At 69.4% G+C, this 22266-nt stretch carries 23 protein-coding genes; 14 read left to right on the top strand and 9 right to left on the bottom strand.

Annotated features, from left to right (window positions below; translation table 11 throughout):
* Positions 1-9: 9 nt before the first annotated feature.
* Positions 10-375: a winged helix-turn-helix domain-containing protein gene (locus ASG07_RS08075; RefSeq protein ID WP_055844245.1), complete on the bottom strand. Its 366-nt coding sequence runs from the start codon at positions 373-375 to the stop codon at positions 10-12.
* A 71-nt stretch (positions 376-446) separates the two neighbouring features.
* On the opposite strand from ASG07_RS08075, the gene ASG07_RS08070 reads away from it, so the two are divergent.
* Complete coding sequence (locus tag ASG07_RS08070; RefSeq protein ID WP_055844243.1) at positions 447-899, top strand: MaoC family dehydratase; 453 nt, start codon at positions 447-449, stop codon at positions 897-899.
* On the opposite strand, the gene ASG07_RS08065 is transcribed toward ASG07_RS08070, so the two are convergent.
* A complete protein-coding gene (locus ASG07_RS08065; protein ID WP_201780980.1) occupies positions 896-2881 on the bottom strand; it encodes an AI-2E family transporter in 1986 nt (661 codons plus the stop codon). The two genes, ASG07_RS08070 and ASG07_RS08065, sit on opposite strands and share 4 nt — an antisense overlap.
* A 74-nt stretch (positions 2882-2955) precedes the next feature.
* Between ASG07_RS08065 and ASG07_RS08060 the strand changes: the two genes are divergently transcribed.
* The gene (locus tag ASG07_RS08060; RefSeq protein ID WP_236694599.1) at positions 2956-4101 is read left to right on the top strand and encodes a YihY/virulence factor BrkB family protein; all 1146 of its coding nucleotides are present in this window, start codon (positions 2956-2958) and stop codon (positions 4099-4101) included.
* Positions 4102-4144: 43 nt separating this feature from the next.
* Complete coding sequence (locus tag ASG07_RS08055) at positions 4145-6754, top strand: hypothetical protein (RefSeq protein WP_055844241.1); 2610 nt, start codon at positions 4145-4147, stop codon at positions 6752-6754.
* 4 nt (positions 6755-6758) lie between these two features.
* On the opposite strand, the gene ASG07_RS08050 is transcribed toward ASG07_RS08055, so the two are convergent.
* Positions 6759-8279: an ABC transporter permease/substrate-binding protein gene (locus ASG07_RS08050; RefSeq protein ID WP_055844238.1), complete on the bottom strand. Its 1521-nt coding sequence runs from the start codon at positions 8277-8279 to the stop codon at positions 6759-6761.
* Positions 8276-9022 carry an ATP-binding cassette domain-containing protein gene (locus ASG07_RS08045; protein WP_055844237.1) on the bottom strand — a complete coding sequence of 249 codons (747 nt, stop codon included), beginning with the start codon at positions 9020-9022 and terminating at the stop codon, positions 8276-8278. Before ASG07_RS08045 ends, ASG07_RS08050 begins: the two co-directional genes overlap by 4 nt.
* Before the next feature lie 74 nt (positions 9023-9096).
* On the opposite strand from ASG07_RS08045, the gene ASG07_RS08040 reads away from it, so the two are divergent.
* On the top strand, positions 9097-9858 hold the full coding sequence (locus ASG07_RS08040; RefSeq protein ID WP_055844236.1) for an SDR family oxidoreductase: 762 nt from the start codon (positions 9097-9099) through the stop codon (positions 9856-9858).
* Between the two features lie 169 nt (positions 9859-10027).
* On the opposite strand, the gene ASG07_RS08035 is transcribed toward ASG07_RS08040, so the two are convergent.
* The gene (locus ASG07_RS08035; protein ID WP_055844235.1) at positions 10028-10321 is read right to left on the bottom strand and encodes a 4a-hydroxytetrahydrobiopterin dehydratase; all 294 of its coding nucleotides are present in this window, start codon (positions 10319-10321) and stop codon (positions 10028-10030) included.
* 35 nt (positions 10322-10356) lie between these two features.
* On the opposite strand from ASG07_RS08035, the gene ASG07_RS08030 reads away from it, so the two are divergent.
* The 8 genes from ASG07_RS08030 (at position 10357) to ASG07_RS07995 (ending at position 16508) form a co-directional block, all read left to right on the top strand.
* Positions 10357-10800, top strand: coding sequence for a metallopeptidase family protein (locus ASG07_RS08030; protein ID WP_055844234.1), 444 nt, complete (start codon positions 10357-10359; stop codon positions 10798-10800).
* A complete protein-coding gene (gene ccmA / locus ASG07_RS08025) occupies positions 10800-11456 on the top strand; it encodes a heme ABC exporter ATP-binding protein CcmA (protein ID WP_082474655.1) in 657 nt (218 codons plus the stop codon). Before ASG07_RS08030 ends, ccmA begins: the two co-directional genes overlap by 1 nt.
* The gene (locus tag ASG07_RS08020) at positions 11453-12097 is read left to right on the top strand and encodes a heme exporter protein CcmB (protein WP_055844228.1); all 645 of its coding nucleotides are present in this window, start codon (positions 11453-11455) and stop codon (positions 12095-12097) included. The genes ccmA and ASG07_RS08020 overlap by 4 nt, the downstream gene beginning before the upstream one ends.
* A gap of 142 nt (positions 12098-12239) precedes the next feature.
* On the top strand, positions 12240-13109 hold the full coding sequence (locus ASG07_RS08015; protein WP_055844225.1) for a UDP-2,3-diacylglucosamine diphosphatase: 870 nt from the start codon (positions 12240-12242) through the stop codon (positions 13107-13109).
* Positions 13110-13120: 11 nt separating this feature from the next.
* Positions 13121-14158 carry a glycosyltransferase family 4 protein gene (locus ASG07_RS08010; RefSeq protein WP_055844222.1) on the top strand — a complete coding sequence of 346 codons (1038 nt, stop codon included), beginning with the start codon at positions 13121-13123 and terminating at the stop codon, positions 14156-14158.
* Positions 14159-14265: 107 nt separating this feature from the next.
* The gene (locus tag ASG07_RS08005; protein ID WP_055844220.1) at positions 14266-14952 is read left to right on the top strand and encodes a DUF1013 domain-containing protein; all 687 of its coding nucleotides are present in this window, start codon (positions 14266-14268) and stop codon (positions 14950-14952) included.
* 79 nt (positions 14953-15031) lie between these two features.
* On the top strand, positions 15032-15889 hold the full coding sequence (locus ASG07_RS08000; protein WP_055844217.1) for a dienelactone hydrolase family protein: 858 nt from the start codon (positions 15032-15034) through the stop codon (positions 15887-15889).
* 10 nt (positions 15890-15899) lie between these two features.
* Positions 15900-16508 carry a glutathione S-transferase family protein gene (locus tag ASG07_RS07995; protein WP_269082630.1) on the top strand — a complete coding sequence of 203 codons (609 nt, stop codon included), beginning with the start codon at positions 15900-15902 and terminating at the stop codon, positions 16506-16508.
* A 3-nt stretch (positions 16509-16511) separates the two neighbouring features.
* Here ASG07_RS07995 and ASG07_RS07990 read toward each other — a convergent pair whose 3' ends face one another.
* The 3 genes from ASG07_RS07990 to ASG07_RS07980 all read right to left on the bottom strand — a co-directional run bounded on the left by ASG07_RS07990 (position 16512) and on the right by ASG07_RS07980 (position 18761).
* Positions 16512-16724: a DUF1289 domain-containing protein gene (locus tag ASG07_RS07990; protein WP_055844211.1), complete on the bottom strand. Its 213-nt coding sequence runs from the start codon at positions 16722-16724 to the stop codon at positions 16512-16514.
* A gap of 20 nt (positions 16725-16744) precedes the next feature.
* Complete coding sequence (locus ASG07_RS07985; RefSeq protein WP_055844209.1) at positions 16745-18184, bottom strand: DEAD/DEAH box helicase; 1440 nt, start codon at positions 18182-18184, stop codon at positions 16745-16747.
* Positions 18185-18305: 121 nt separating this feature from the next.
* On the bottom strand, positions 18306-18761 hold the full coding sequence (locus ASG07_RS07980) for a hypothetical protein (protein WP_055844206.1): 456 nt from the start codon (positions 18759-18761) through the stop codon (positions 18306-18308).
* A gap of 90 nt (positions 18762-18851) precedes the next feature.
* Here ASG07_RS07980 and ASG07_RS07975 point away from each other — a divergent pair, with 90 nt between their 5' ends.
* The gene (locus ASG07_RS07975; protein WP_055844204.1) at positions 18852-20303 is read left to right on the top strand and encodes an FAD-binding oxidoreductase; all 1452 of its coding nucleotides are present in this window, start codon (positions 18852-18854) and stop codon (positions 20301-20303) included.
* Positions 20304-20368: 65 nt separating this feature from the next.
* Positions 20369-21142, top strand: coding sequence for a SapC family protein (locus ASG07_RS07970; protein ID WP_055844201.1), 774 nt, complete (start codon positions 20369-20371; stop codon positions 21140-21142).
* A 256-nt stretch (positions 21143-21398) separates the two neighbouring features.
* On the opposite strand, the gene ASG07_RS07965 is transcribed toward ASG07_RS07970, so the two are convergent.
* Positions 21399-22247, bottom strand: coding sequence for an N-formylglutamate amidohydrolase (locus tag ASG07_RS07965; RefSeq protein WP_055844199.1), 849 nt, complete (start codon positions 22245-22247; stop codon positions 21399-21401).
* Positions 22248-22266 lie beyond the last annotated feature (19 nt).

Raw genomic sequence — 22266 nt, 5'->3', positions numbered from 1 at the left:
GTCGTAGCGTCAGGGTGCCCGCGCCAGCGGCTCGACCCGCAACGATCGTTCCAGCACCGCAAACGCCTCCGACGACGCGGTCGCCGCGTCGATCGTCGCCTCCAGCGCGCGATAGGCCGACAGGATCGTGCGGCCATAGTCGGTCAGGCCCGCCCCGCGTCGCCCGTCGGTCGCCACCAGCCGCTCCGCCCAGCAGCGGTTCATCTCATCGACCAGCAACCACGTCCGGCGATAGCTCATCCCCAGCGCGCGGCCGGCGGCGGAGATCGAGCCGTGTGCGCCGATCGCCTCCAGCAGGTCGGCCTTGCCCGGGCCGAACGCGATGGCGTCGCCGCACAGGATCTGCGCCTTCAGCTTCAATGGTCCGTGGCGCATCTGGCTCCCTTCTTCGTGGCAGGATAGGGGGACGGAAACGGCGGCTCAAGCGCCAGTGCGGAGTGGATGATATGGCGGGTCTGTGGTTCGACGATTTCGTGGTGGGCCGGCGTTTCGTCCATGAGATCCGGCGCACGGTGACGGAGATGGACAACATGCTGTTCAGCTCGCTGACCTATAATCCCGCGCCGATCCACATCGATCACGATTACTGTTCGCGGACCGAGTTCGGCCGGCCGCTCGTCAATTCGCTGTTCACGCTGGGGCTGGTCGTCGGGCTGACGGTGCAGGACACGACGATGGGCACGACCGTCGGCAACCTGGGATTTCAGGAGACGCTGTTCCCCAAGCCGGTGTTCGCCGGCGACACGATCCGCGCCGAGACGGAGGTGACGGCAATCCGCGCCTCCAAGTCGCGGCCGGGGCAGGGGATCGTCACCTTCGTGCACTCCGGCCTGAACCAGCGCGACGAGGTCGTTTGCAGGGCGACGCGGGCGGCGCTGATGCTGGGGCGACCGGCCTAGCCGGCCGCGGCCACCGGCTCCCCGGCCAGCGCCAGCGCGTCCTCGACCGCGGCGCTTAGGCTGCCGACATACAGGTCCGCGCCCAGCGTCCGCTGGATCTGCTCGTCGCTCAGCGCCGCCTCGCCCTCCGGCCACAACCCGACCATGATCCGCGCATGCGGTGCCTCGCGGTGCAAGCGGCGGACGAGATAGCGCAAGTGGCTGGGGGTGCCGCCGATCTCCAGATACGACAGGCAAATCAACCGCGTGGCCGTATAGTCGATCCGCTCCAGCGCATCGCGGCCGACCGCAGCGTGCGTGACCCGGCGGACGCCGAAGCCGCGCTTCGCCAGCAATTGCTCCAGCATCGCCGTCACCGCATCGTCCAAGACGCCGCGCCCGGCGACGCAGGTCACGGTATCCGCCGCCGCCCATGCGTCCGGCGCGCGCGGCAGGTCGCGCGGCGCGGTTTCGTCGATCACGCTATCGCCGCTGGCGGGCATCGGGTTGAGCCGCTTGTCGGGCGTGGACGGAGACGGCGTGGCGGTATCGTCATGCTCGTCGAGTTCGCCGATCACGGTCAGCATCGACGCGACGATCCGCCCCGCGCCCTCGCGGTCGATCGCGCCGCGCCGCGTATCCTCCGCCGCCAGCTTCAGGCCACCCAGCGCGACCTCGTCATAATAGGCGGTAAGCGAGCGTTCGGTCAGCAGCGCCTCCGCCTGTTCCAAGGCTTCCTCCGGATCGGCGGCGAGCATCCGCTGGTAGAAGCTCTCGACCGGGGTCAGCGCGGGCTGGTCGCCAAGCAGGATGTCGACGAACTCCAGACTGGGCACGTGCCGCCCCAGCACCACGAGGCACAGCGTCAGCGGCATCGACAGGACGAGGCCGACCGGCCCCCAGATCCACGTCCAGAACACCGCCGCGACCACCACCGACAGCGGCGACAGGCCGGTCGAGTGGCCATAGAGCAGCGGCTCCACGACATAGCCGACCAGCGGCTCCACCACCGCGAACAGGATCGCGACGCCGATCACCATGCCCCAGCCGGGATCGACGCCCGCCGCCAGCACCAGCGGCAGGGCCGCACCCAGCAGCGCGCCGATATAGGGCACGAAGCGCAGGATACCCGCGAGGATTCCCCAGAGCGCCGGCACCGGCAGCCCGATCGCCCACAGGCCGACGCCGATGACGGTGCCAAAACTGGCGTTCACCGCCAGCTGCGACAGGAAATAGCGCGACAGCCGCCCGCCGGCGTCGTCCATCGCCAGCGTGGTGCGGTGCAGGTCCGACGATCCGAACACGCGGATCAGGCGGTCGCGCAAATCCTCTTTCTGCATCAGGATGAAGATCGCGACGACCAGCACGATCACGAACGTCTCGAACGGCCCGACGACCGGGCCGAGCACCTGTCCCGCCACCGAGAGCGCGTCGGGTTCGGTCTCGGCCACGCGTACCGGAACCGGCTGGCGGTCGCGGCCGGCGAGCACGCGTTCGGTGTTGCTGCGCGGCGGGCCGGAGACGGTCGGGGCGGGACGCGCCTTGTCCTGCGCGAAAAAGGCGACGCGGTCGGCGGCGAAGCGCTTCGCGCCGTCCAGCTTGCTTTCGATCTGGCGGACATAGCCGGGCGCGTCGTCGGCCAGCGACGCCGCCTGCATCCCGACCAGCGTGCCGATCCCCCCGACCAGACCGAGCGCCGCCAGCACCGCGATCATCACCGCCAGCCCGCGCGGCAGTCTCAGCCGGCGCAGGAACCCGACGATCGGCGACAGCACGAACGACAGCAGGATCGCCAGTGTGATCGGGATCAGCACGTCCTTCGCGAAGAACAGGCCCGCGATCACGACGACGCCTACCGCCAGGCCGAGCAGGCCGCTGATCCCCGGCACGTTGGCGGCGATCACCTGCGCGGGATGGCCCGTGGTGACGCCACCACCCGCGCCCACGGTCTGGGCCGGCAGCGGGCGGCGGCCGCTGTCGACGAGCTTGCGATCGATGGCCACGCGGCTTTTCCCCCTGTCAGATGCGGCCAACGAGCGGCCGCGGCGTTTGTGTCCGAATGGTGACGGACGGATCGATGACACAGCAGGACAGGATGATCGGCGCGCATGCGGCCAGCCCGTGGGCGATCCCGGCGCGGGGCTGGAAGGCGGTGCTGCTGCGCGCGTGGAACGAGGCCGGCGAGGACAATATCGGCCTGATCGCGGCGGGGGTGGCGTTTTACGCGTTCCTGTCGATCGTGCCGCTGCTGGGGGCGACCGTGCTGATCTATGGCATCGCCGCCGATCCGCACACCGTCGGCCAGCATGTCGCGTCGCTGACGTCGGTGATGCCGCGCGATGTCGCGAAACTGATCGGCGACCAGCTGTTGCAGGTGGTGACCACGTCGGAGGGCAAGAAGGGCTTCGGCCTGCTGCTCGCACTGGCGCTGGCGCTGTACGGCGCGATGAGCGGCGCGGGCGCGATCGTGACCGCACTGAACGTGGCGTATGAGGAGCATGAGGATCGCGGCTTCGTGACGCAGAAGCTGTTGGCGCTGGGCGTCACCGCGGGCGCCGTCGTGCTAGTGCTGGGCGCGATGGGCACCGTCGCGGCGGTCGCGCTGCTCGGCGACCTGATGCCGTGGGCGCCGACCTGGATACGCGCGGGGATACGACTGTCGTCCTATGTCCTGCTCGCCGGACTGGCGGCGGCGGGCGCGGCGACGCTGTACCGGTACGGACCGGACCGGCGGCATGCGAAGTGGACGTGGCTGACCCCCGGATCGGTCGGCGCGACGGTGATCTGGCTGGCGATGACGACCGGGTTCGGTTTCTATGTCGCCAATTTCGGCAGCTACGACGCGACCTACGGCTCGCTGGGCGCGATCGTGGTGATGCTGACATGGCTGTCGCTGTCGGCCTATGTCTTCCTGCTCGGCGCGGAACTGAATTCGGAACTGGAGCGGCAGACCGATCGCGACACCACCGACGGCCCGTCACGGCCGATGGGGCATCGCGGCGCATCGGTGGCGGATCAGCCGGCGGTCGGGCTGGCGACGACGATGCCGAAGGGCGATCCCGCGCCGGCCACCGCCGCAACGCTGCCGCCGATCGGCGCAGGGATGCTGACGACGGTGATGGCGAGCGGCGGGCTGGCGGCGCTGAAACGGGGGCGCGGCTGGGGCGCGGGATTGCTGGCGGCGGCGGGCGCGATCGCATGGTTGCGACGAACATCGCGCTGACCGGCACATTTGTGCGACAATTGGCCTCTAGGCGCTGATCGCGATGACCATGATCCTGATGATGGCGGCCGCGCTGCCCGTTCCGCAAACCGCCGCCGTGCCCGTCGCGGCGCAGGTGACCACGCCGCAGGCGCAGACCCCGGCGACGGCCGCCCAGCCTGGCACCCAACAGCCCGGCGCCCAGACCGACCGCGATCGGGAGGCGGCCGGCGGGGCTGGCGGCGCGGCGGAGGATGAAGGTGCGGGCGAGGATATCGTCGTTACCGGGTCCCGCCCGCGCGGCTCCGTCGTCGGCGACATCCCGCCCGACCAGACGCTGGGCGCGGCCGACGTCCGCTCCTACGGCGTCAGCTCGATCTCCGACCTGCTGACGGAACTCGCGCCGCAGACGACCAGCGGACGCGGCGGTGCGCCGATCACGTTGCTGAACGGCAAGCGCATTTCCGGTTTTCAGGAGATCCGCGACATCCCGACCGAGGCGATCGAGCGCGTCGAGATCCTGCCCGAGGAAGTCGCGCTGAAATACGGTTACCGCGCCGACAGCCGCGTCGTGAACATCGTCCTGCGCCGCCGCTTCCGCGCCGCAACCGTCGAGGCGGATGCGCGCCTGTCCACCGATGGCGGGCGGACCGCGCCGGAAGGCGAGCTGGACCTGCTGTCGATCCAGCGCGACGGCCGCGCCAACCTGCATCTGGAATATAGCGAGGCGAGCGCGCTGCTCGAGTCGCAGCGCAACATCTCCGCCGCCAGCAACGACGAGGGCACCGCGAATTTCGACCAGCGCGCCTATCGCACGCTGTTGCCGCAGACGCGCAATTTCGAGGCGAACGCCGTGTATGCGACGCCGCTGCTCGGCACGTCGGCGACGTTCAACGGAACGCTGGAACTGGCGGATACGACGGGGCAGTTCGGCCTGCCGGTGGTGACGCTGCCCGGCGATGTCGTGCGCCGGCTGGAGGATGGCTTTTCGCCGCTGGAACAGCGCGGCAGCACGCTGACCGGGCATCTCGGCACCACGCTGAACGGTGGCGTCGGCCAGTGGCAATGGTCGTTCACGGGCAATTACGACCGCGTCGAAAGCGATACGCGGACGGATACCGGGGTCGACGCCAGTGGCTTCACCGGCGATCCGAACGGCACGCTGGTCGCCGACCAGTTCGGCATCCTGCCCGGCACCCGCGCACGGTCGACCAGTTCCGTCGGCGGTGGCGACATGCTGTTGACGGGCAGCCTGTTCGACCTGCCGGCGGGCGAAGTGACGACCAGCGTCCGCGTGGGTGCCAGCACCAGCGACTTCTCGTCACGCTCGTTCCGGAACGCCACCAACTCGGCCGGCGACGTGTCCCGCGATATCGTCAACGGGCAGATGAACGTCGACCTGCCGATCGCCAGCCGCTCGCGGGAGATCCTGTCGCCGCTGGGCAATCTGTCGGCGAACTTGAATCTCGGCGTCGACCGGCTGTCGGATTTCGGTACGCTGGTGACGACCGGATACGGCGCGAACTGGTCGCCGATCGACGGCATCCGCCTGATCGCCTCCGCCACCGACGAGGAATCGGCCCCGTCCGCGCAACAGCTCGGCAACCCGACGATCACGACGCCCAACGTGCGCGTGTTCGACTATGTGCGGGGCACGACGGCGACGGTGACGACGATCAGCGGCGGCAATCCCCTGCTCGACGGGTTCGAGCGGCACGTGAAGAAGGTCGGTCTGACGCTGAAGCCGTGGAGCGCGCGCGACCTGTCGCTGACCGCCAATTACGTCGACACGCGCGTCGACAACCCGGTCGCCAGCTTCCCGGCGGCGACGGCGGCGATCGAGGCGGCGTTCCCCGACCGCTTCGTGCGCGATGCGGACGGTCAGCTGACCGGCATCGACACGCGCCCGGTGAACTTCGCGCGGACCGAGCAGTCGCAGCTCCGCTGGGGCGTCAATTTCTCGATGCCGCTCAAGTCGAAGATCCAGAAGCAGCTGGAGGCATTTCGTGCTGGTACGGGCCCCAACCCGTTCGAGGGGCTGCGGCCCCCCGGCGGCGGTGCGCCGGGTGGTCAGGGCGCGGGAGGGCCGGGAGCGGGAGGACCGGGAGCGGGGGGACAGCGCGGACCCGGCGGGCCGGGCGGCTTCGGCGGCGGGCCGGGGGGCGGGCGTTTCGGTGGACGTGGTCAGGGCGGTGGCCGGCTGAACTTCGCGGTCTACCACACCTGGCGCTTCACCGACCGCGTGCTGGTGGCGGAGGGTGGACCGGCGCTCGACCTGCTGAATGGCGACGCGATCGGCTCCAGCGGCGGCCAGTCCCGGCATCAGCTGGAGGGGCAGGCGGGCTATTCCAACAACGGGCTCGGCTCGCGCCTGTCGGTGAATTACCGGACGGGCACGACCGTCAACGGCTTGACATCGGCGCAGGACCTGAACTTCGGTGGACTGGCGACGGTCGACCTGCGGCTGTTCGCGGACTTCGGCGGGCGGATCGACTGGGTCAGGGCGCATCCGTGGCTGCGCGGCGTGCGGGTGACGGCGGGGATCAGCAACCTGTTCAACAGCCGCCAGCGGGTTAGCGATGCGACCGGCGCGACTCCGGTCAGCTACCAGCCGGATTATCTCGATCCGCTGGGCCGATCGGTACGCGTATCGATCCGGAAGCTGTTCTTCTGAGGGGCTATAGCCCGACCTTCGCGGCCAGCCACGCCGCCGCCTGTTCCGGCGTGCGCTTGTCCGTCTCGCGATCGACCTGATAGTTCGCGGCGCGCATCGCCGCCACGTCGATCCGGCCGATCAGCGGTTTCAGCGCGGCGGCGAAGCGTTCGTCCTTCGCGCGGGCGGGTGACACCAGCAGGATCGCGTCGTAGCCGGGGATCGCGCGGCGCGGATCGGTCAATACCGTCAGCCCGCCCGCCGCGATCCGCCCGTCCGACGAGAAGGCGGAAATCACGTCGACCCGCCCGCTCGCCAGCGCCTGATACATGAAGGTCGGGCTGTACGGCGTCGCCGACGCGAAGCGCATCGGATAGGCGCGCTTCACCGCCGCCCATTCCGGCCGTTCGAGGAATTCGAGGTCACTGCCCAGCCGCAGCCGCGCCGATGCGGCGGCGAGATCGTCCAGCGTGCGGATCGCCCCCGGCGCCTTCATCGCGAAAGCATAGGCGTTCTCGAACCCCAGCGCACCCAGCAGCGTCACGTCGCGCCCCTTCGTCCACTGCGTCATGGCCGCCAGCATCGGTCCGCGGGCGGGCACGTCGCTCCGCTTCATCTCGTTGCTCCAGATCGTGCCGGCGTAATCGACATAGACGTCGACATCCCCGCTCGCGACCGCGCCGAAGATCACCGCCGACCCCAGCCCGTCGCGATAGCGGACGGTGTAGCCGGCGTTTTCCAGCCGCGATCCGATCAATCGGGCGAGGATATATTGCTCGGCGAAGTTCTTCGCGCCGACGGTCACGACCTTGCCTTCGCCACGCGGCCAGAGCGGCGCGGTCGCCGCCGCCGTACCGATCGCCAGCACCGCCAGCCCGCCGATCCACAGCCCGCGCCGCCGCCGTGCGATGCCGCGTTCGACCAGCCCGATCGCGGCATCCACCCCCAGCGCCAGCGCGGCGGAGGCGAAGCACCCCGCCAGCACCAGCGCCCAGCTCTGCGTCTGCAATCCGGCGAAGATCAGGTCGCCGAGACTCGGCTGGCCGACCGTGGTCGACAGCGTCGCCGCGCCGATCGTCCACACCGCCGCGGTCCTCACGCCCGCGATCGCCACCGGCGCGGCGAGCGGAGCCTCCACCAGCCGCAATTTCTGTGCGGGCGTCATCCCCACCGCATCCGCCGCCTCGATCACCGCCGGATCGATCCCGGCCAGCCCGGCGACCCCGTTCCGCAACAGCGGCAGCAGCGCGTAGAGCGTCAGCGCCAGCAGCGACGGCAGGAAGCCCAGCGCCGGTATCCCGCCCCCCACCAGCGCCGACAGGCTGAGCAACAGCGGAAAGAACAGCGCCAGCAGCGCCAGCGACGGGATCGTCTGGATCAGGCTGGCGAACCCCAGCGCGACGCGCGCGACGTTCGGCCGGCGGTTCGCGATGATCGCCAGAGGCGCGGCGACGACCAGCGCCAGCACCAGCGCGGCGGCGGAGAGCAGGACGTGGCTGGCGAGCAGCGGCGGCACCCGGCCGAGCGCGGCGAGGAACGCAGTCACAGGGCGGCGATCCGCTGCGCCTGTTCGCGCGGCACCGCGACCAGCGCCTGCGCCTGCTCGCCCCCGGCCCCCTTCAGCAGCGCCGCCGGTCCCTGATCGGCGACGACGCGACCCGCGTCCATCACCACCACGCGCGTCGCGAGCAGCAGCGCCTCCGCCATGTCGTGCGTGACGAGGATCGTCGTCAGGCCCAGCTCGTCGTGAAGGTCGCGCAGCCGCCGGCCCAGGGCGTCGCGGGTCAGCGGATCGAGCGCGCCGAACGCCTCGTCCATCAGCAACAGCTTCGCGCCGGGCGCGAGCGCGCGGGCGATGCCCACCCGCTGGCGCTGGCCGCCCGACAGCGCCGCCGGATCGCGCGACGCGACCTCGCGCGGCAGTTCGACCAGATCGAGCAGCCGCGCGACATCGGGTGGCGCCTCACCGGCGATGCGCGGGCCGATCGCGATGTTCTCCGCGACGCTCATGTGCGGGAACAGGCCGATATGCTGGAAGACATAGCCGATCCGCCGGCGCAGCGCCGGTGCGGGACCGATCGCGACATCGTTACCGTCGATCAGGACGCGGCCGGCGCTCGGCTCGACCAGCCGGTTGATCGTCTTGAGCAAGGTCGACTTGCCCGACCCGGATCGCCCGACCAGCGCCACGAAGCTGCCCGGCCCGATCGTCAGCGACACGGCGTCGACCGCTGCGGTGGACCCGTAACGCTTGGATACGCCGTCGAAAGTCACTGCGGGGGCTGGCATCGCGACGGACGATGGGGGAGGATAGGGCCAGCGTCAAACGCCCGGCTTGGATCGGGCGTGTTTCAGGAGGGGCCATGCCCGCGATCTTCATCACCGGCGGTGCGTCCGGCATCGGTCTGGCGACGGCACGCCTGTTCGCGGACCGGGGCTGGCGGGTCGGCATCGCCGACGTGAACGAAGCCGCGCTGGCGGCGGCGGCGGCGACCCTGCCGGCGGGCAGCGCCAGCTATGTCATGGACGTTCGCGATCGCGATGCGTGGGTCGCGACGCTGGATGCGTTCACCGCGGGCGGCGGGCTCGACGTGCTGCACAACAATGCCGGCATCGGCACCGGCGGCCCGATCGCAACGACCAGCTTCGAGGAGCTGGACCGGGTGGTGGCGATCAACCTGACGGGCGTGCTGAACGGCGCGAAGATCGGCCACGCCTATCTGGCGCGGACGCCGGGTTCGTGCCTGCTGAATACGGCGTCAGCGTCAGCGATCTACGGATCGGCCGGGCTCGCCACCTATTCCGCGACCAAGTTCGCCGTGCGCGCGCTGACCGAGGCACTGGACGGCGAATGGGCGAGGGACGGTATCCGCGTGCGCAGCATCGTGCCGAGCTTCATCGAAACGCCGCTGCTCGACGGCGTGACCAGCGGCAGCAACCGGACGATCCGCGAGACGGTGACGGCGGCCGGCATGGAACTGACCCCCGTCGAGACGGTGGCGGAGGCGGCCTGGGCGGCGGTGCACGGCGACGCGGTGCACACGTTCGTCGGCAAGACGGCGCGACGCATGGCCTTCGCCGCACGCTGGATGCCGGGCGCGCTGCGGAAACGGATGCGCCGCTGAAATCCTCCCCGGAGCGGGGAGGGAGACCGCAAAGCGGTTGAGGGGCAGCCACAGGTGGCGTCGCTTGTGGCTGCCCCTCCGTCACGCCTGCGGCGCGCCACCTCCCCGTTCCGGGGAGGAACTTACGCGCGTCGCTTTCCCATGATCGCGGTCCCGATCACGAGCCCGCTTACTCCTCCACGATCGCGTCGATGGCGGTCGCCATGTCGATGTCGCGCGGGCTGATGCCGCCAGCGTCGTGCGTCGTCAGCAGGATGTCGACGCGGTTGTACACGTTGCTCCATTCCGGATGATGGTTCATCCGCTCGGCGATCAGCGCCACCTGGGTCATGAAGCCGAACGCCTCGATGAAGTCGGCGAACACGATCGACCGCGTGATCGCGTCGCGCGCCTCGTCGAAATCCCATTCGGGCAGGCCGTCCAGCGCGTCCGCCCGTTCCGCCTCGCTCAGCGCTTCCACCATGACCCTGTCCTTGCTCCTATCCCGCGGCCGGGACTATGGCGGTCGGCATGGAACGGCAAGCCGCGATCGGAGAAGCGCCCGATGCCGCCGCGATCGAGGCGATCGCGCGCGCCACGGTCGCACGCCTGCCCGCCGCGTTCGTCGCGCATCTGGGCGATGTCGTGCTGCTGGTCGAGGAGTTCGCCGACGAGGAGACGCTCGCGGCGCTTGGCATCGAGCATCCGCTGGACCTGACCGGCCTGTACCACGGACGGCCGGTGGGGGAGAAATCCTCGTTGGCATCGGGCGCGCTGCCCGACCGCATCCACCTCTACCGGCGCGCAATCCTCGACGAGTGGGTCGAGACGGGCGTGCGGCTGGACGATCTCGTCGCGCATGTGACGATCCACGAGATCGGCCATCATTTCGGCCTGTCCGACGACGATATGCATGCGCTGGAGGATGCCGTCGGCGACGATGCCGGCGGCGACCACGACTGATGCCGCCTGCCGCAGGGCCGGCGGGCACGGGGCCGGCTGGTACGGGATTGGCCACGACCGGATTGGCCGCGACGGGACTGGTCGTGGAGGAACTGGCGGCACGCCGCGGCGGAAGATTGATCTTCGACGATCTGTCGTTCGCGGTCGCTGCGGGCGACGCGCTGCTCGTCACCGGCCCCAACGGCGTCGGAAAATCGACGCTGCTGCGGATCTGTGCCGGACTGTTGCCGCCCGCCGGGGGACGGGTCGTCCGGCCGGACCGGATCGCCCTGATGGCGGAGGCGAGCGCGCTCGACGCGGACCGCACGCTGGCGCAGGCGCTGATGTTCTGGGCGCGGATCGACGGGGCGGACGATCCCGCCGGCCGCGTGGTGGAGGCGCTGGCCGATGTCGATCTCGCCGCACTGACGGAGGTGCCGGTGCGGATGCTGTCGACGGGCCAGCGTCGCCGCGCGGCGATCGCGCGTGTCGTCGCCGGCGGCGCGGCGCTGTGGCTGCTCGACGAACCCGCCAACGGCCTCGATGCGGCGGCGGTCGCGCGGCTGGAGGTGCTGGTGGAGCGGCATGTCGAGCGCGGCGGTTCCGCCGTGGTGGCGACGCACCTGCCGCTGCATCTGCCCGCGACGCAGCGGCTGTTGCTGGAGGGTGGCGCATGATCGCGCTGATCCTGCGCGATGTCCGGCGCGGCTATACAGGCGGCGGCGCGACGTTGGTCGTCATATTCTTCCTGCTGGTGGCGACGCTGTTCCCGTTCGCGATCGGGCCGGACGCGGCGTTGCTGGCGCGGGTCGGCGGCGGTGTCGTGTGGGCGGCGGCGTTGCTCGCGGCGCTGCTACCGGTCGAGCGGCTGGTCGCGCCCGACCTGGAATCGGGGGTGCTCGACCAGATCGCGGTACGCGGCCGGCCGATGGCGGCGATGGCGGCGGCGAAGATCGTCGCGCACTGGATCGCCTTCGCGCCGCCGCTGATGCTGGCGGCGGTGGTCGCGGCAGGCTTGCTCGACCTGTCGACCGACATGCTGAGGCGGGTGGAGATCGGCCTTGCGATCGGTACGCCGGGGCTCGCCGCGCTGGCCGTCGCCACCGCCGCGCTGACCGCGTCGTTTCGCGGCGCGGGGGCGCTGGCGGGGCTGGTGATGCTGCCGCTGGCGGTGCCGCTGCTGATCTTCGGGGCGGGCGCGCTCGATCCGGCGGCGGACATCGGCGGCGCGTTCAAGCTGCTCGGCGCGGTCAGCCTGTTGCTGGTGGCGGGCGCGCCGTTCGTGGCGGCGGCGGCGATCCGGGCCGGGATGGAGTGACCGGGGCCATCTAGTACCGCTCCCGTCGACCCGGCGTTGACGCGGTTCCGTCACGCCATCGTCGCGCCGGCGTCACCGGACGGGAACACCCGCGTCACATCGCGGCGCTATGGCCGATGGAGCGACAACCGGGGGCCACGCCATGACTGCCGCGACCTTGTCAGACATCACCGACCTGACCGACTTTGCCAATTCGCGGCCCAGCGTGCCCGAACGCGTCGTGGAGCGACGCCGTTACCGCACGATCTGGATCAGCGACGTGCATCTCGGCACGCGCGGCTGCAACGCGGGGATGCTGATCGACTTCCTCGATCATGTCGACAGCGAGCATCTGTTCCTCGTCGGCGACATGATCGACGGCTGGCGGCTGAAGAAGAGGTTCTTCTGGCCCGCCGCGCACAACGACGTCGTCTGGCGGCTGCTCAAACGGGCGAAGCGCGGGACCAAGGTCACCTACATCCCCGGCAACCACGACGAGGTGTTCCGCCAGTTCACCGGCCTCGATTTCGGCGGCATCGCGATCCGGCGACAGGCGATCCACGTCACCGCCGACGGTCGCCGCCTGCTGGTGCTCCACGGCGACGAGTTCGACGCGATCACGCTGGCGCACCGCTGGCTCGCGCATGTCGGCGATGCCGCCTACACCGTGCTGATGGGCGTGAACCGCTGGTTCAATCTCGCCCGGCGCGGGCTGGGCATGCCCTATTGGTCGCTGTCGCAGCATGCCAAGGCGAAGGTGAAGAACGCCGTCGCCTTCATCTCGGACTTCGAGGAGGTCGTGGCGCATGCGGCGGGAACGCGCGGCGTCGACGGGGTCGTGTGCGGCCACATCCACACCGCCGAGCAGCGCGAGATCGAGGGTGTCGCCTATTACAACGACGGCGACTGGGTCGAAAGCTGCACCGCGCTCGTCGAGCATTTCGACGGCACGATGGAGATCCTGCGCTGGGCCGACGAGATGGCCCAGCGCGCCCGCACCGCGACGATCGTCGCGCTGGCCGCAGCAGCATGAGGAACACCGGTATGCGCATCGCCATCGTCACCGACGCCTGGAGTCCGCAGGTCAACGGCGTCGTCCGCACGCTGGAGGCGCTGACGCGCGAACTGGCCGCGACCGGGCATGAGGTGATGGTCGTCTCCCCCGACCGCTTCCGCAATTTTCCCTGCCCGACCTATCCCGACATCCGTCTGGCGCTGGCCGGGAAGAAGTCGGTCGGCCGCCTGCTGGACGAGTTCGCACCTGACGCTATCCACATCGCGACCGAAGGCCCGCTCGGCATCGCCGCCCGCGCGTGGTGCGTGGCCAGCGACCTGTCCTTCACCACCGCCTTTCACACGCAGTTCCCGGATTACGTCGCCGCGCGGACCGGCGTCGATCCATCCTGGATGTGGCGCTACATCCGCTGGTTCCACGGCGCGTCGCACGCCGTGCTGGCGTCGACGCCGACGGTCGAGGCGACGTTGGTCGATCGCGGGATCGACCGTGTGCGGGCGTGGGGCCGGGGCGTCGATTTCGCGACCTTCGGCAGCGACGGCGCGCGCGATCCGGCGATGACCGGGCTGGCTGGCCCCGTGCTGCTCTATGTCGGTCGCGTGGCCGTCGAGAAGAACCTGCCCGCCTTCCTTGCCTGTGACCATCCCGGCACCAAGGTCGTCGTCGGAGACGGTCCGGCGCGCGCGAAGCTGGAGCGCGAGTTTCCCGGCGTACTGTTCCTCGGCTCCCGCACGGGTGCCGAACTGGCGGCGTCGTATCGCAGCGCCGACGTGCTGGTGTTCCCCAGCCGGACGGACACGTTCGGGCTGGTGATGGTCGAGGCGCTGGCGTGCGGCACGCCGGTCGCCGCCTATCCGGTGGCGGGACCCATGGACGTGCTGGACGACCGCGTCGGCGCGATGGACGAGGATCTGGACGCGGCGATCGCGGCGGCGCTGACTCGGGACCGGATCATGTGCGCGGCCTATGCCGGGCGGTTCAGCTGGGCCGCCAGCGCGCGCCAGTTCGTCGGTGCGCTCGCTCCTGTTCGGGCCGCCGCTCCGGCACTTGTGCCCCTCGCGGCCTGAATCCCCGCGCCGGGTTGCCCTCGGGGCGCTGGCGTTCTACATCGGAGGCAATGTGCGGCCGCTCCGGGAAGGGGCGGCCCTTTCTGTTTTAGACGGAGTTTCCGCCCGTGGCCCAGCCGCTCATGCCCCACGCGACCGCTTCATGGCTGGTCGACAACACCGCGCTCTCGTTCGAGCAGATCGCGGATTTCTGCGGTCTCCACATCCTGGAGGTGCAGGCGATCGCCGACGACACCGCCGCGACCAAGCTGACCGGCCGCGATCCGGTGCGCGCGCACGAACTGAGCCAGGACGAGATCGACAAGGGTCAGGCCGATCCCGATTATCGCCTGAAGATGACCAAGGGACCGGAGCAGGTCCGCCGGACCAAGGGCCCGCGCTATACGCCTGTGTCGAAGCGTCAGGACAAGCCGGACGGCATTTCGTGGATCATCCGGAATCATCCGGAAATCAGCGACGGTGCGATCGGCAACCTGATCGGCACGACGCGTACCACGATCGCCGCGATCCGCGACCGCAGCCACTGGAACATCGCCAACATCACGCCGAAGGACCCGGTGACGCTGGGCCTGACGACGCAGCGCGAACTCGATGCCGCGGTGGCGAAGGCCGCCAAGGGCAGCCCGGAGGATGCGCAGCCGACCGACAGCCGTCTGGAGGGCGATCGCGAGGCGCTGATCGCGCAGTTGCATGCAGAGCGCGAGCAGCAGGCGCGCGACGCCGATGCGGTGCTGCACGGCGACGATCCCGCGTCGCAGGCACGTGCGCTGTTCGACGATCCGTTCCGCCGCTGATTCCAGCCGCCCTTGATCTCAACTGGTTGCGTCCCCCCGTTTTCCGCCTAAGCTGCGGGTCGACGAGGGGACGCTGACCATGTGCGACAACCATACCGCGGACGACAACGACCGTGGCCCCACCCGCCGGGACTTCGGCATCGGCATGGGCGCGGCGAGTCTGATCGCGCTGCTGCCCAGCCCTGCCGGCGCCGTGCCCGTCGCAGGCCGCGCGGTGACGATCAGGACGCCGGACGGCACCGCCGACGCCTATTTCGTCGCGCCCGCCACCGGCCGCCATCCCGCCGTGCTGATCTGGCCCGACATCATGGGGCTGCGGCCGGCATTCGAGCAGATGGCGCGACGGCTGGCCGAATCCGGCTATGCGGTGCTGGTCGTCAACCAGTTCTACCGCTCGGTCAAAGCGCCGTTCCTGAAGCCGGGCGAGAGTTTCGATCAGCCCGCCGTCCGCGACCGGATCATGCCGTGGCGGACGGCGCTGACGCCGGAAGCCGTCACGGACGACGGCAAGGCGTTCGTTGCGTGGCTGGATACGCAGAAGCAGGTCGACACACGCCGCGGTCTCGCTGTCACCGGCTACTGCATGGGCGGCCCGATGATGATGCGGACCGCCGCCGCGCGTCCCGATCGCGTGAAGGCGGGGGCGTCCTTCCACGGCGCGGCACTGGTCGGCGATGCGGCGGACAGCCCGGACAAGCTCGTCCCGACGCTGAAGGGCGGTTATCTGATCGCCATCGCCGCCAATGACGACGCGCGGTCACCCGACGACAAGACCAGACTTCGGCAGGCGTTCGCCGCCGCGAAAATCCCGGCCGAGATCGAGGTTTACGAAGGCGCGAACCACGGCTGGTGTCCGCCAGACAGCCGCGCCTACAATCAGCCGCAGGCGGAACGGGCATGGTCGCGCCAGCTCGCCCTGTTCAAGAAGCAGCTTTGAGGAACCCGCGGTGAGCCTTGTCTTCTACACCAACCCGCAATCGCGTGGCCGCATCGCCCGGTGGATGCTGGAGGAGGTCGGCGCACCGTACGAGACGGTGGTGCTGGGTTATGCGGACAGCATGAAGGCGGCGGAATATCGCGCGATCAACCTGATGGCGAAGGTGCCGGCGATCGTCCACGACGGCCGTGTCGTCACGGAATGTGCGGCAATCTGCGCGTATCTGGCGGATGCGTTTCCGGACGCCGGGCTGGCACCGCCGCCCAGCGACCGTGCCGACTATTATCGCTGGCTGTTCTTTGCCGCAGGTCCGGTCGAACAGGCAGTGATCGATCATGTCCGCAAGATCGAGGTCACGGCCGAACAGGGCCGGATGGTAGGCTATGGCAGCTACGACGCCACCGTCGATGCGCTGGATGAGGCCGTGCAGGGCAGGCACTTCATCGCCGGCGATCGTTTCTCCGCGGCGGATGTCTATGTCGGCAGTCATATCGCATGGGGGCTGGCGTTCGGGACGTTGCCGAAGCGGGATGCGTTCGAAACCTATCTGTCGGGTCTTACCGCACGCCCCGCCTATCAACGTGCGCAGCAACTGGACGAACAGGCGGCCGCCGCCTGACGATCAGCGCCGTCCCGACCGTTCCAGCGCCGCCATGCGCGCCGGCAGTTCCGCCCGGATCGCGCGGCGTTCGGACGCCGCGCGCGTGCCCCATCCCGTAATCTCGCTGATCGAGCGCCCGCACCCCAGGCACCAGCCCGTCACCGGATCGAGCGCGCAGGTGCTGACGCACGGCGACGCGACATCCTCCGGTTCCGGTGCGGTCAGCTCGAACATAGTTTAGTTACGTGCGACGATCACGGTTGGATGACGAGCGCGACCTTCAAAAACTCCGGGATCGGGCCGTTCCAGCCGTCATCCGGGCCATCGTCGCGCTCGTCGCGCCGATATCGGTCACGACGCTGGTCGTTCCGCTCGGCGTAGCGATCGTCCTGACGTTCGCGGCGAGGCGCGTGTTCCGGCGCACGGGCCGGCTCCTGCCGGGCATCGCGTTGCGGCGGGGCAGCCGGGCGCTCGGCCACGGCGTCCTGCACCGGCGCGGGGCTCTCGACCCGCTCCGGCCGACGCCCGCGGCGCGGGCGTTCTGCCGGCACGTCCGCCTGCGGTTCGGCAGCGGGCTTCGTGTCCTCCGCCAGCCGGGGAATCTTCTGGCCGGTCAGCTTTTCGATGTTCTCGATATTCTCGGCATCGTCCGGCGCAGCGAAGGTGTAGGCAGTGCCCGTCGCGCCCGCCCGGCCGGTGCGGCCAATGCGATGCACATAGTCGTCGGGGTGCCACGGCGCATCATAGTTGAAGACGGTGCTGACGCCCTTGATGTCCAGCCCGCGCGCCGCGACATCCGAGGCGACGAGGATAGTCACGTCGCCGCGCTTGAACAGCTCCAGTTCGGCCAGCCGTTGCGGCTGTTCCATGTCGCCGTGGATCTCGCCCGACTTGAAGCCGCCCTGCTTCAGCACCTTGTTGAGTTCACGCACGGTCGTCTTGCGGTTGCAGAACACGATCGCGTTCGTCACTTCCGGCTGGGCGAGCAGGCGGCGCAGGCGCTCGCGCTTGTCGGCCGACTTCACCGGCACAAGCCACTGGGTGATGTTGATGTTGGTCGATGCGGGCCGCGCGACCTCGATCCGCTTGGGATTGTCGAGGAACCTGTCCGCCAGCTTCTTGATCGGTGCGGGCATCGTCGCCGAAAACAGCAGCGTCTGCCGCTGCTTGGGCAGCTTGGTGCAGATTTCCTCGATATCCGGGATGAATCCCATGTCGAGCATCCGGTCCGCTTCGTCGATGACGAGCAGCGAGCAGCCGGTCAGCAGGATATTGCCGCGTCCGAACAGGTCCATCAGCCGGCCCGGCGTCGCGATCAGGACGTCGACGCCCTTCTCCAGTGCCTTGATCTGGTCGCCCATCGACACGCCGCCGATCAGCAGCGCCATCGACAGCTTGTGGTTGGCACCGTATTTCTCGAAGTTCTCCGCCACCTGCGCGGCGAGTTCGCGCGTCGGCTCCAGGATCAGGCTGCGCGGCATGCGGGCGCGGCTGCGCCCCTGGGCCAGGATGTCGATCATCGGCAGCACGAACGACGCGGTCTTGCCGGTGCCCGTCTGGGCGATGCCGATGATGTCGCGCATCATCAGCACGGGCGGGATCGCCTGCGCCTGGATCGGCGTCGGCGTATCATAGCCGGCGTCGTTGACGGCCTTGAGAAGTTCGGGGGACAGGCCGAGATCGGCAAAGCTCATGTAGCGGTCCGGAAAATGGGCGTGCGATGTTCCGCACGCTGGCCCCGTTGCGCTTGCGTATTCGACGGCCAAAGTCAAGAAAACCGCGGCGGTGGTGCCGATTTGGAACCGTTGCGTGACCCTATCGCACCGGTTTCAGCGTTTTGAACGAGTCGATCTCGCACGACGCCCCCGATCGGACCCGGATCGTATCGCGGTCGGCGCAGACCTGACCGTCCGGCCCCGGCCGGATGTAGAAATTGGAATAGAAGTCGACCGAGCGGCATTGCCGGCTGAGCTTGGCCCGGATGCGCTGGCCGCCCTGCACGACCAGATCGATCGTGGCGGGGGCGGACACCATCGCGCCAGCCAGACTGGCGGCGGCGATACATTTCGGTCCCTTGCTTTCCTTCCACACCGTCGGCGCGGTCAGCGGCACGCGGCCCGGCATGCTCATCCGCGGCACCCGGATCGTGATCCGCTCGCGAATGGTCAATTGCGCGAATACGACCCGCGACTCCGGCCGACCCGGCTTTTCCGCGGCGAGCAGGATCGGCGCGGTCAGCGCGGCAAGGAGGGGCAGGGCCTGGGCGATCATCGTTTCAGATCGCGATCGTAAGCGCGATCGTTGAACACCCCATGAATTGCGCCTAGCCGATCGTCCGAGATGACAGGCGAACGGACCGTAATGGATGGCGCGACCGCCGCGCAGGCGGCGATGTTGGCGGAGTTGGCACCCGTGCTGGGGCCGAAGGGGATCGTCACCGATCCTGCGACTATCGCGCCGTGGCTGGAGGACTGGCGCAAGCGGTGGCGCGGGGCCGCGCCCGCGATCCTGTCGCCGGCGACGACGGCGCAGGTCGCCGCTATCCTCGCCGCGGCCACGCGGCACCGCGTGCCGCTGGTGGCGCAGGGTGGCAACAGTTCGATGGTCGGTGGGGCGACGCCGCCGGTCGACGGCAGCGCGCTGATCCTGTCGATGCGCCGGATGGACCGGATCCGCATGATCGACGCCGACGCCGGGCTGGCGGTGGTGGAGGCGGGCGTCGTGCTCCAGACCTTCAACGATGCGGCGCTTGCGGTGGGACGACGCTTTCCGCTGACGCTGGGCGCGCGAGGCAATGCGACGATCGGCGGGCTGGTGTCGACCAACGCCGGAGGAACGCAGGTGCTGCGCTTCGGCACGATGCGCGGTCTGGTCGCCGGGGTAGAGGCGGTGCTGGCGGACGGCTCGATCTACGACGGACTGGCGGCGCTGAAGAAGGACAATCGGGGTTACAATCTCGATCAATTGCTGATCGGGGCGGAGGGAACGCTGGGGATCGTCACGGCCGCGACGCTGCGGCTGGTGCCGGCCGTGGCGGCGCGGGCGGTCGCATGGGCGGGCGTGACCGATCCGGCGGCCGCACTGGCGCTGTTGCGGCGGTTCCAGGCGGATGGTGACAGCGTCGAGAGCTTCGAGATCATGCCGGCCGCCACGCTGATTGCGGCGCTGGACCACGTCGCCGGATCGCGCGCACCGTTGGCGGGGCGGCATCGGTGGCATCTGCTGATCGAGGCGACGGCCGCGACGACGGACGCAGAGGCCCCGGCGGCGACACTGGAGCGCGTGCTCGGCGCAGCGTTGACGGATGGGTTGGTCGAGGATGCGACGATCGCGGCCAGCGAGGTGCAGGCGGAGGCGTTCTGGCGGCTGCGCGACTCGCTATCGGATGCGGAGCGGGCGCGCGGGCCGGCGGTGCAGTTCGACATCGCCGTACCGGTGGCGGCGATGCCCGCCTTCATGCAGGACGCGGCCAAGGCGGCGGAGGCACGCTTTCCCGGCACCGACGCGTCGGGGTTCGGGCATCTGGGGGATGGCAACATCCATTTCCACGTCCGCGCGCCCGGCGGCGTCGATCGCGACCGCTGGTATGCGGAGGATGCGCCGGTCATCACCGGCTTCGTCCACGATCTGGTCGACGCGGCGGGCGGCACCATCGCCGCTGAACACGGCATCGGCCAGATGAAGCGCGACGAACTGGCGCGGATCGCCTCGCCCGCCCGAATGCGGGCGCTCGTCGCGATCAAGACCGCGATGGACCCGCTCGGGATTCTCAACCCCGGCAAGCTCCTTGCGCCGCCAGCGCCCGGCCAATAGAGCCTCTGCCGATCGGCGGGCGGCCCATCGGGGGGCGGGCCTGCGACAAGACGATGGAGAGATATATGGCCAGCGCGCCGCAACTGCCGCTTTTCTACAATGGGCTGGAGCCGCTTTCGAGCGAGACCCACGCCGATTACCGCATTCGCCCGCAGGACAGCGCGCCGCACCTGATCGGGCAGCACGCGGTTCCGATCACCACCGACGAATTCGCGCTGGTGCAGCGATTCATGCCGATCGTGTTCTCCGTCGGCGACGATGCGATCCCGCTCGGGCTGATGGGTCTGAACGAGGGCGTCAACGTCTTCATCGGCGACGACGGCAAGCTGGTCGACGACAATTTCTACGTGCCCGCCTATGTCCGCCGTTATCCGTACATGCTCGCGCGGCTGCGCCCGGATTCGGAGGAGCTGTCGCTCTGCTTCGATCCGACCAGCCCGGTGCTGGGGGCGTATGACGAGGGCGACCGGCTGTTCGACGATGGCCAGCCGTCCGAGGTCACGAAGCAGATCCTGGCATTCAACGAGCAGTTCGAACAGGCCGGACAGCGCACGCAGAACTTCATGCGCGAGCTGCGCGAACTCGGCCTGTTGATGGAAGGCGAGGTCAGCATCCAGCCCGATGCCGGTGGCCAGCCCTTCGTCTATCGCGGCTTCCAGATGATCAACGAGGAGAAGCTGAACGGCCTGCGCGGCGACCAGCTTCGCAAGATGCAGCAGTCGGGCATGTTGCCGCTGCTCTACGCGCATCTGTTCTCGCTGGCGCTGATGCGTGAAGTGTTCGGCCGTCAGGTGCAGCAGGGCAAGACGCCTCAGCCGCAGATCCTGCCGCAGGCGTGAGCTGGTCGGGCGGCGGCGATCCCCCGATCGTCGCCGCCGGATCAGGCATAGCCAGCGCATGTTTGTAGCGATCGTTACGCACACGACCTGTAAAAACGCATTTTTCCAGGCGGGGCTTGAACCAAATGGCCGCTCGCCTATTTATGCCATGTACGGTTTCGTGTCCCCCCTTTCGCGAGGCCGTACGACACGCTTTTAGCGTGTCTCCTCCCTGAACCTTGGCCACCTCGCACGCTTCGCGCTGCGGGGTGGTTTTTTATTCGGCGGCGACCGGTATTGGTCGCGCGAGGGCTTCGTCGGACAGATCGTCGATCACCGCACGGATCAGGGCGGCGATCCGCGGCAGGCCGGGGCCGACATCGTCCATTCGCGTATCGAGATACAGGCTGCGGTCGATCTCGATCTGGATGGCGTGGATGCCGGCCGCAGGATTGCCGTGCGCCTGCGTCACATGGCCGCCGGGATAGGGCGCGTTGAGGCCGCAGGGCAATCGGGCCGCAACGACGGTCGCCTCGACCCGCCCGGTGAAACGGGCATCCGCGGCCGTGCCGAACCGGTCGCCGATCACGATCCGCGGCTGAAGACGTCCCAGCGACGGCATCGAATGCAGGTCAAGCAGCACCGCCGCACCAAATCGCGACCGCGCCGCCTGCAGCGCCTCCGCCAGCGCGGTATGATAGGGGCGGTGATCCTCCGCGATGCGCTTTGCCATCGCCGCCGCCGAAAAGCGTTGCCGCCAGATATCGCCGACGCCGCCCGCGCGTCTCGGCACCAGACCCAGACCGCTGCGCAGTTTCGCGGATGGAATGGCGGGCAGTGGCGGCGCGCCGGCATCGACGCGCGGATCGCGCTCGTCCTCGCTCCGGTTCAGGTCGATCCATGCGCGTGCCCGGCGCTGGATCAGCATCGTCTCGGCCCCGCCCGCCGCCAGTGCGACGGCATCGATGCGCCGATCCTCCAGACTGCGCAGCGCGGCGACAGGCACCCTCAGCGCGTCGATCAGCGCCGCCGGATAGTCGCGACCCGCGTGCGGCACCGACACGACCACCGGAGAGGCGGGCGGCGAGCTGCCATACCGGTCGAATGACGGTTCCATCGCGCTCACGCTATCGTTCCGGCGGACG

Source organism: Sphingomonas sp. Leaf343, assembly GCF_001423765.1.
In the GTDB taxonomy this organism is placed as follows: Bacteria; Pseudomonadota; Alphaproteobacteria; order Sphingomonadales; family Sphingomonadaceae; genus Sphingomonas.
The sequence above is the reverse complement of the archived record's forward strand: the minus strand, read 5'-3'. Positions and strand labels throughout refer to the sequence as shown.

Excerpts from the sequence above, each read along its gene's own strand:
- ASG07_RS08075 (WP_055844245.1), bottom strand. The coding sequence starts at position 375 with ATGCGCCACGGACCATTGAAGCTGAAGGCGCAGATCCTGTGCGGCGAC.
- ASG07_RS07985 (WP_055844209.1), bottom strand. The coding sequence starts at position 18,184 with ATGAGCTTTGCCGATCTCGGCCTGTCCCCCGAACTTCTCAAGGCCGTC.
- ASG07_RS08000 (WP_055844217.1), top strand. The coding sequence starts at position 15,032 with ATGTGCGACAACCATACCGCGGACGACAACGACCGTGGCCCCACCCGC.
- ccmA (WP_082474655.1), top strand. The coding sequence starts at position 10,800 with ATGCCGCCTGCCGCAGGGCCGGCGGGCACGGGGCCGGCTGGTACGGGA.
- ASG07_RS08010 (WP_055844222.1), top strand. The coding sequence starts at position 13,121 with ATGCGCATCGCCATCGTCACCGACGCCTGGAGTCCGCAGGTCAACGGC.
- ASG07_RS08060 (WP_236694599.1), top strand. The coding sequence starts at position 2,956 with ATGACACAGCAGGACAGGATGATCGGCGCGCATGCGGCCAGCCCGTGG.
- ASG07_RS08020 (WP_055844228.1), top strand. The coding sequence starts at position 11,453 with ATGATCGCGCTGATCCTGCGCGATGTCCGGCGCGGCTATACAGGCGGC.
- ASG07_RS07990 (WP_055844211.1), bottom strand. The coding sequence starts at position 16,724 with ATGTTCGAGCTGACCGCACCGGAACCGGAGGATGTCGCGTCGCCGTGC.
- ASG07_RS08035 (WP_055844235.1), bottom strand. The coding sequence starts at position 10,321 with ATGGTGGAAGCGCTGAGCGAGGCGGAACGGGCGGACGCGCTGGACGGC.
- ASG07_RS08055 (WP_055844241.1), top strand. The coding sequence starts at position 4,145 with ATGACCATGATCCTGATGATGGCGGCCGCGCTGCCCGTTCCGCAAACC.
- ASG07_RS07970 (WP_055844201.1), top strand. The coding sequence starts at position 20,369 with ATGGCCAGCGCGCCGCAACTGCCGCTTTTCTACAATGGGCTGGAGCCG.
- ASG07_RS08030 (WP_055844234.1), top strand. The coding sequence starts at position 10,357 with ATGGCGGTCGGCATGGAACGGCAAGCCGCGATCGGAGAAGCGCCCGAT.
- ASG07_RS08045 (WP_055844237.1), bottom strand. The coding sequence starts at position 9,022 with ATGCCAGCCCCCGCAGTGACTTTCGACGGCGTATCCAAGCGTTACGGG.
- ASG07_RS08040 (WP_055844236.1), top strand. The coding sequence starts at position 9,097 with ATGCCCGCGATCTTCATCACCGGCGGTGCGTCCGGCATCGGTCTGGCG.
- ASG07_RS08070 (WP_055844243.1), top strand. The coding sequence starts at position 447 with ATGGCGGGTCTGTGGTTCGACGATTTCGTGGTGGGCCGGCGTTTCGTC.
- ASG07_RS07980 (WP_055844206.1), bottom strand. The coding sequence starts at position 18,761 with ATGATCGCCCAGGCCCTGCCCCTCCTTGCCGCGCTGACCGCGCCGATC.
- ASG07_RS07975 (WP_055844204.1), top strand. The coding sequence starts at position 18,852 with ATGGATGGCGCGACCGCCGCGCAGGCGGCGATGTTGGCGGAGTTGGCA.
- ASG07_RS08015 (WP_055844225.1), top strand. The coding sequence starts at position 12,240 with ATGACTGCCGCGACCTTGTCAGACATCACCGACCTGACCGACTTTGCC.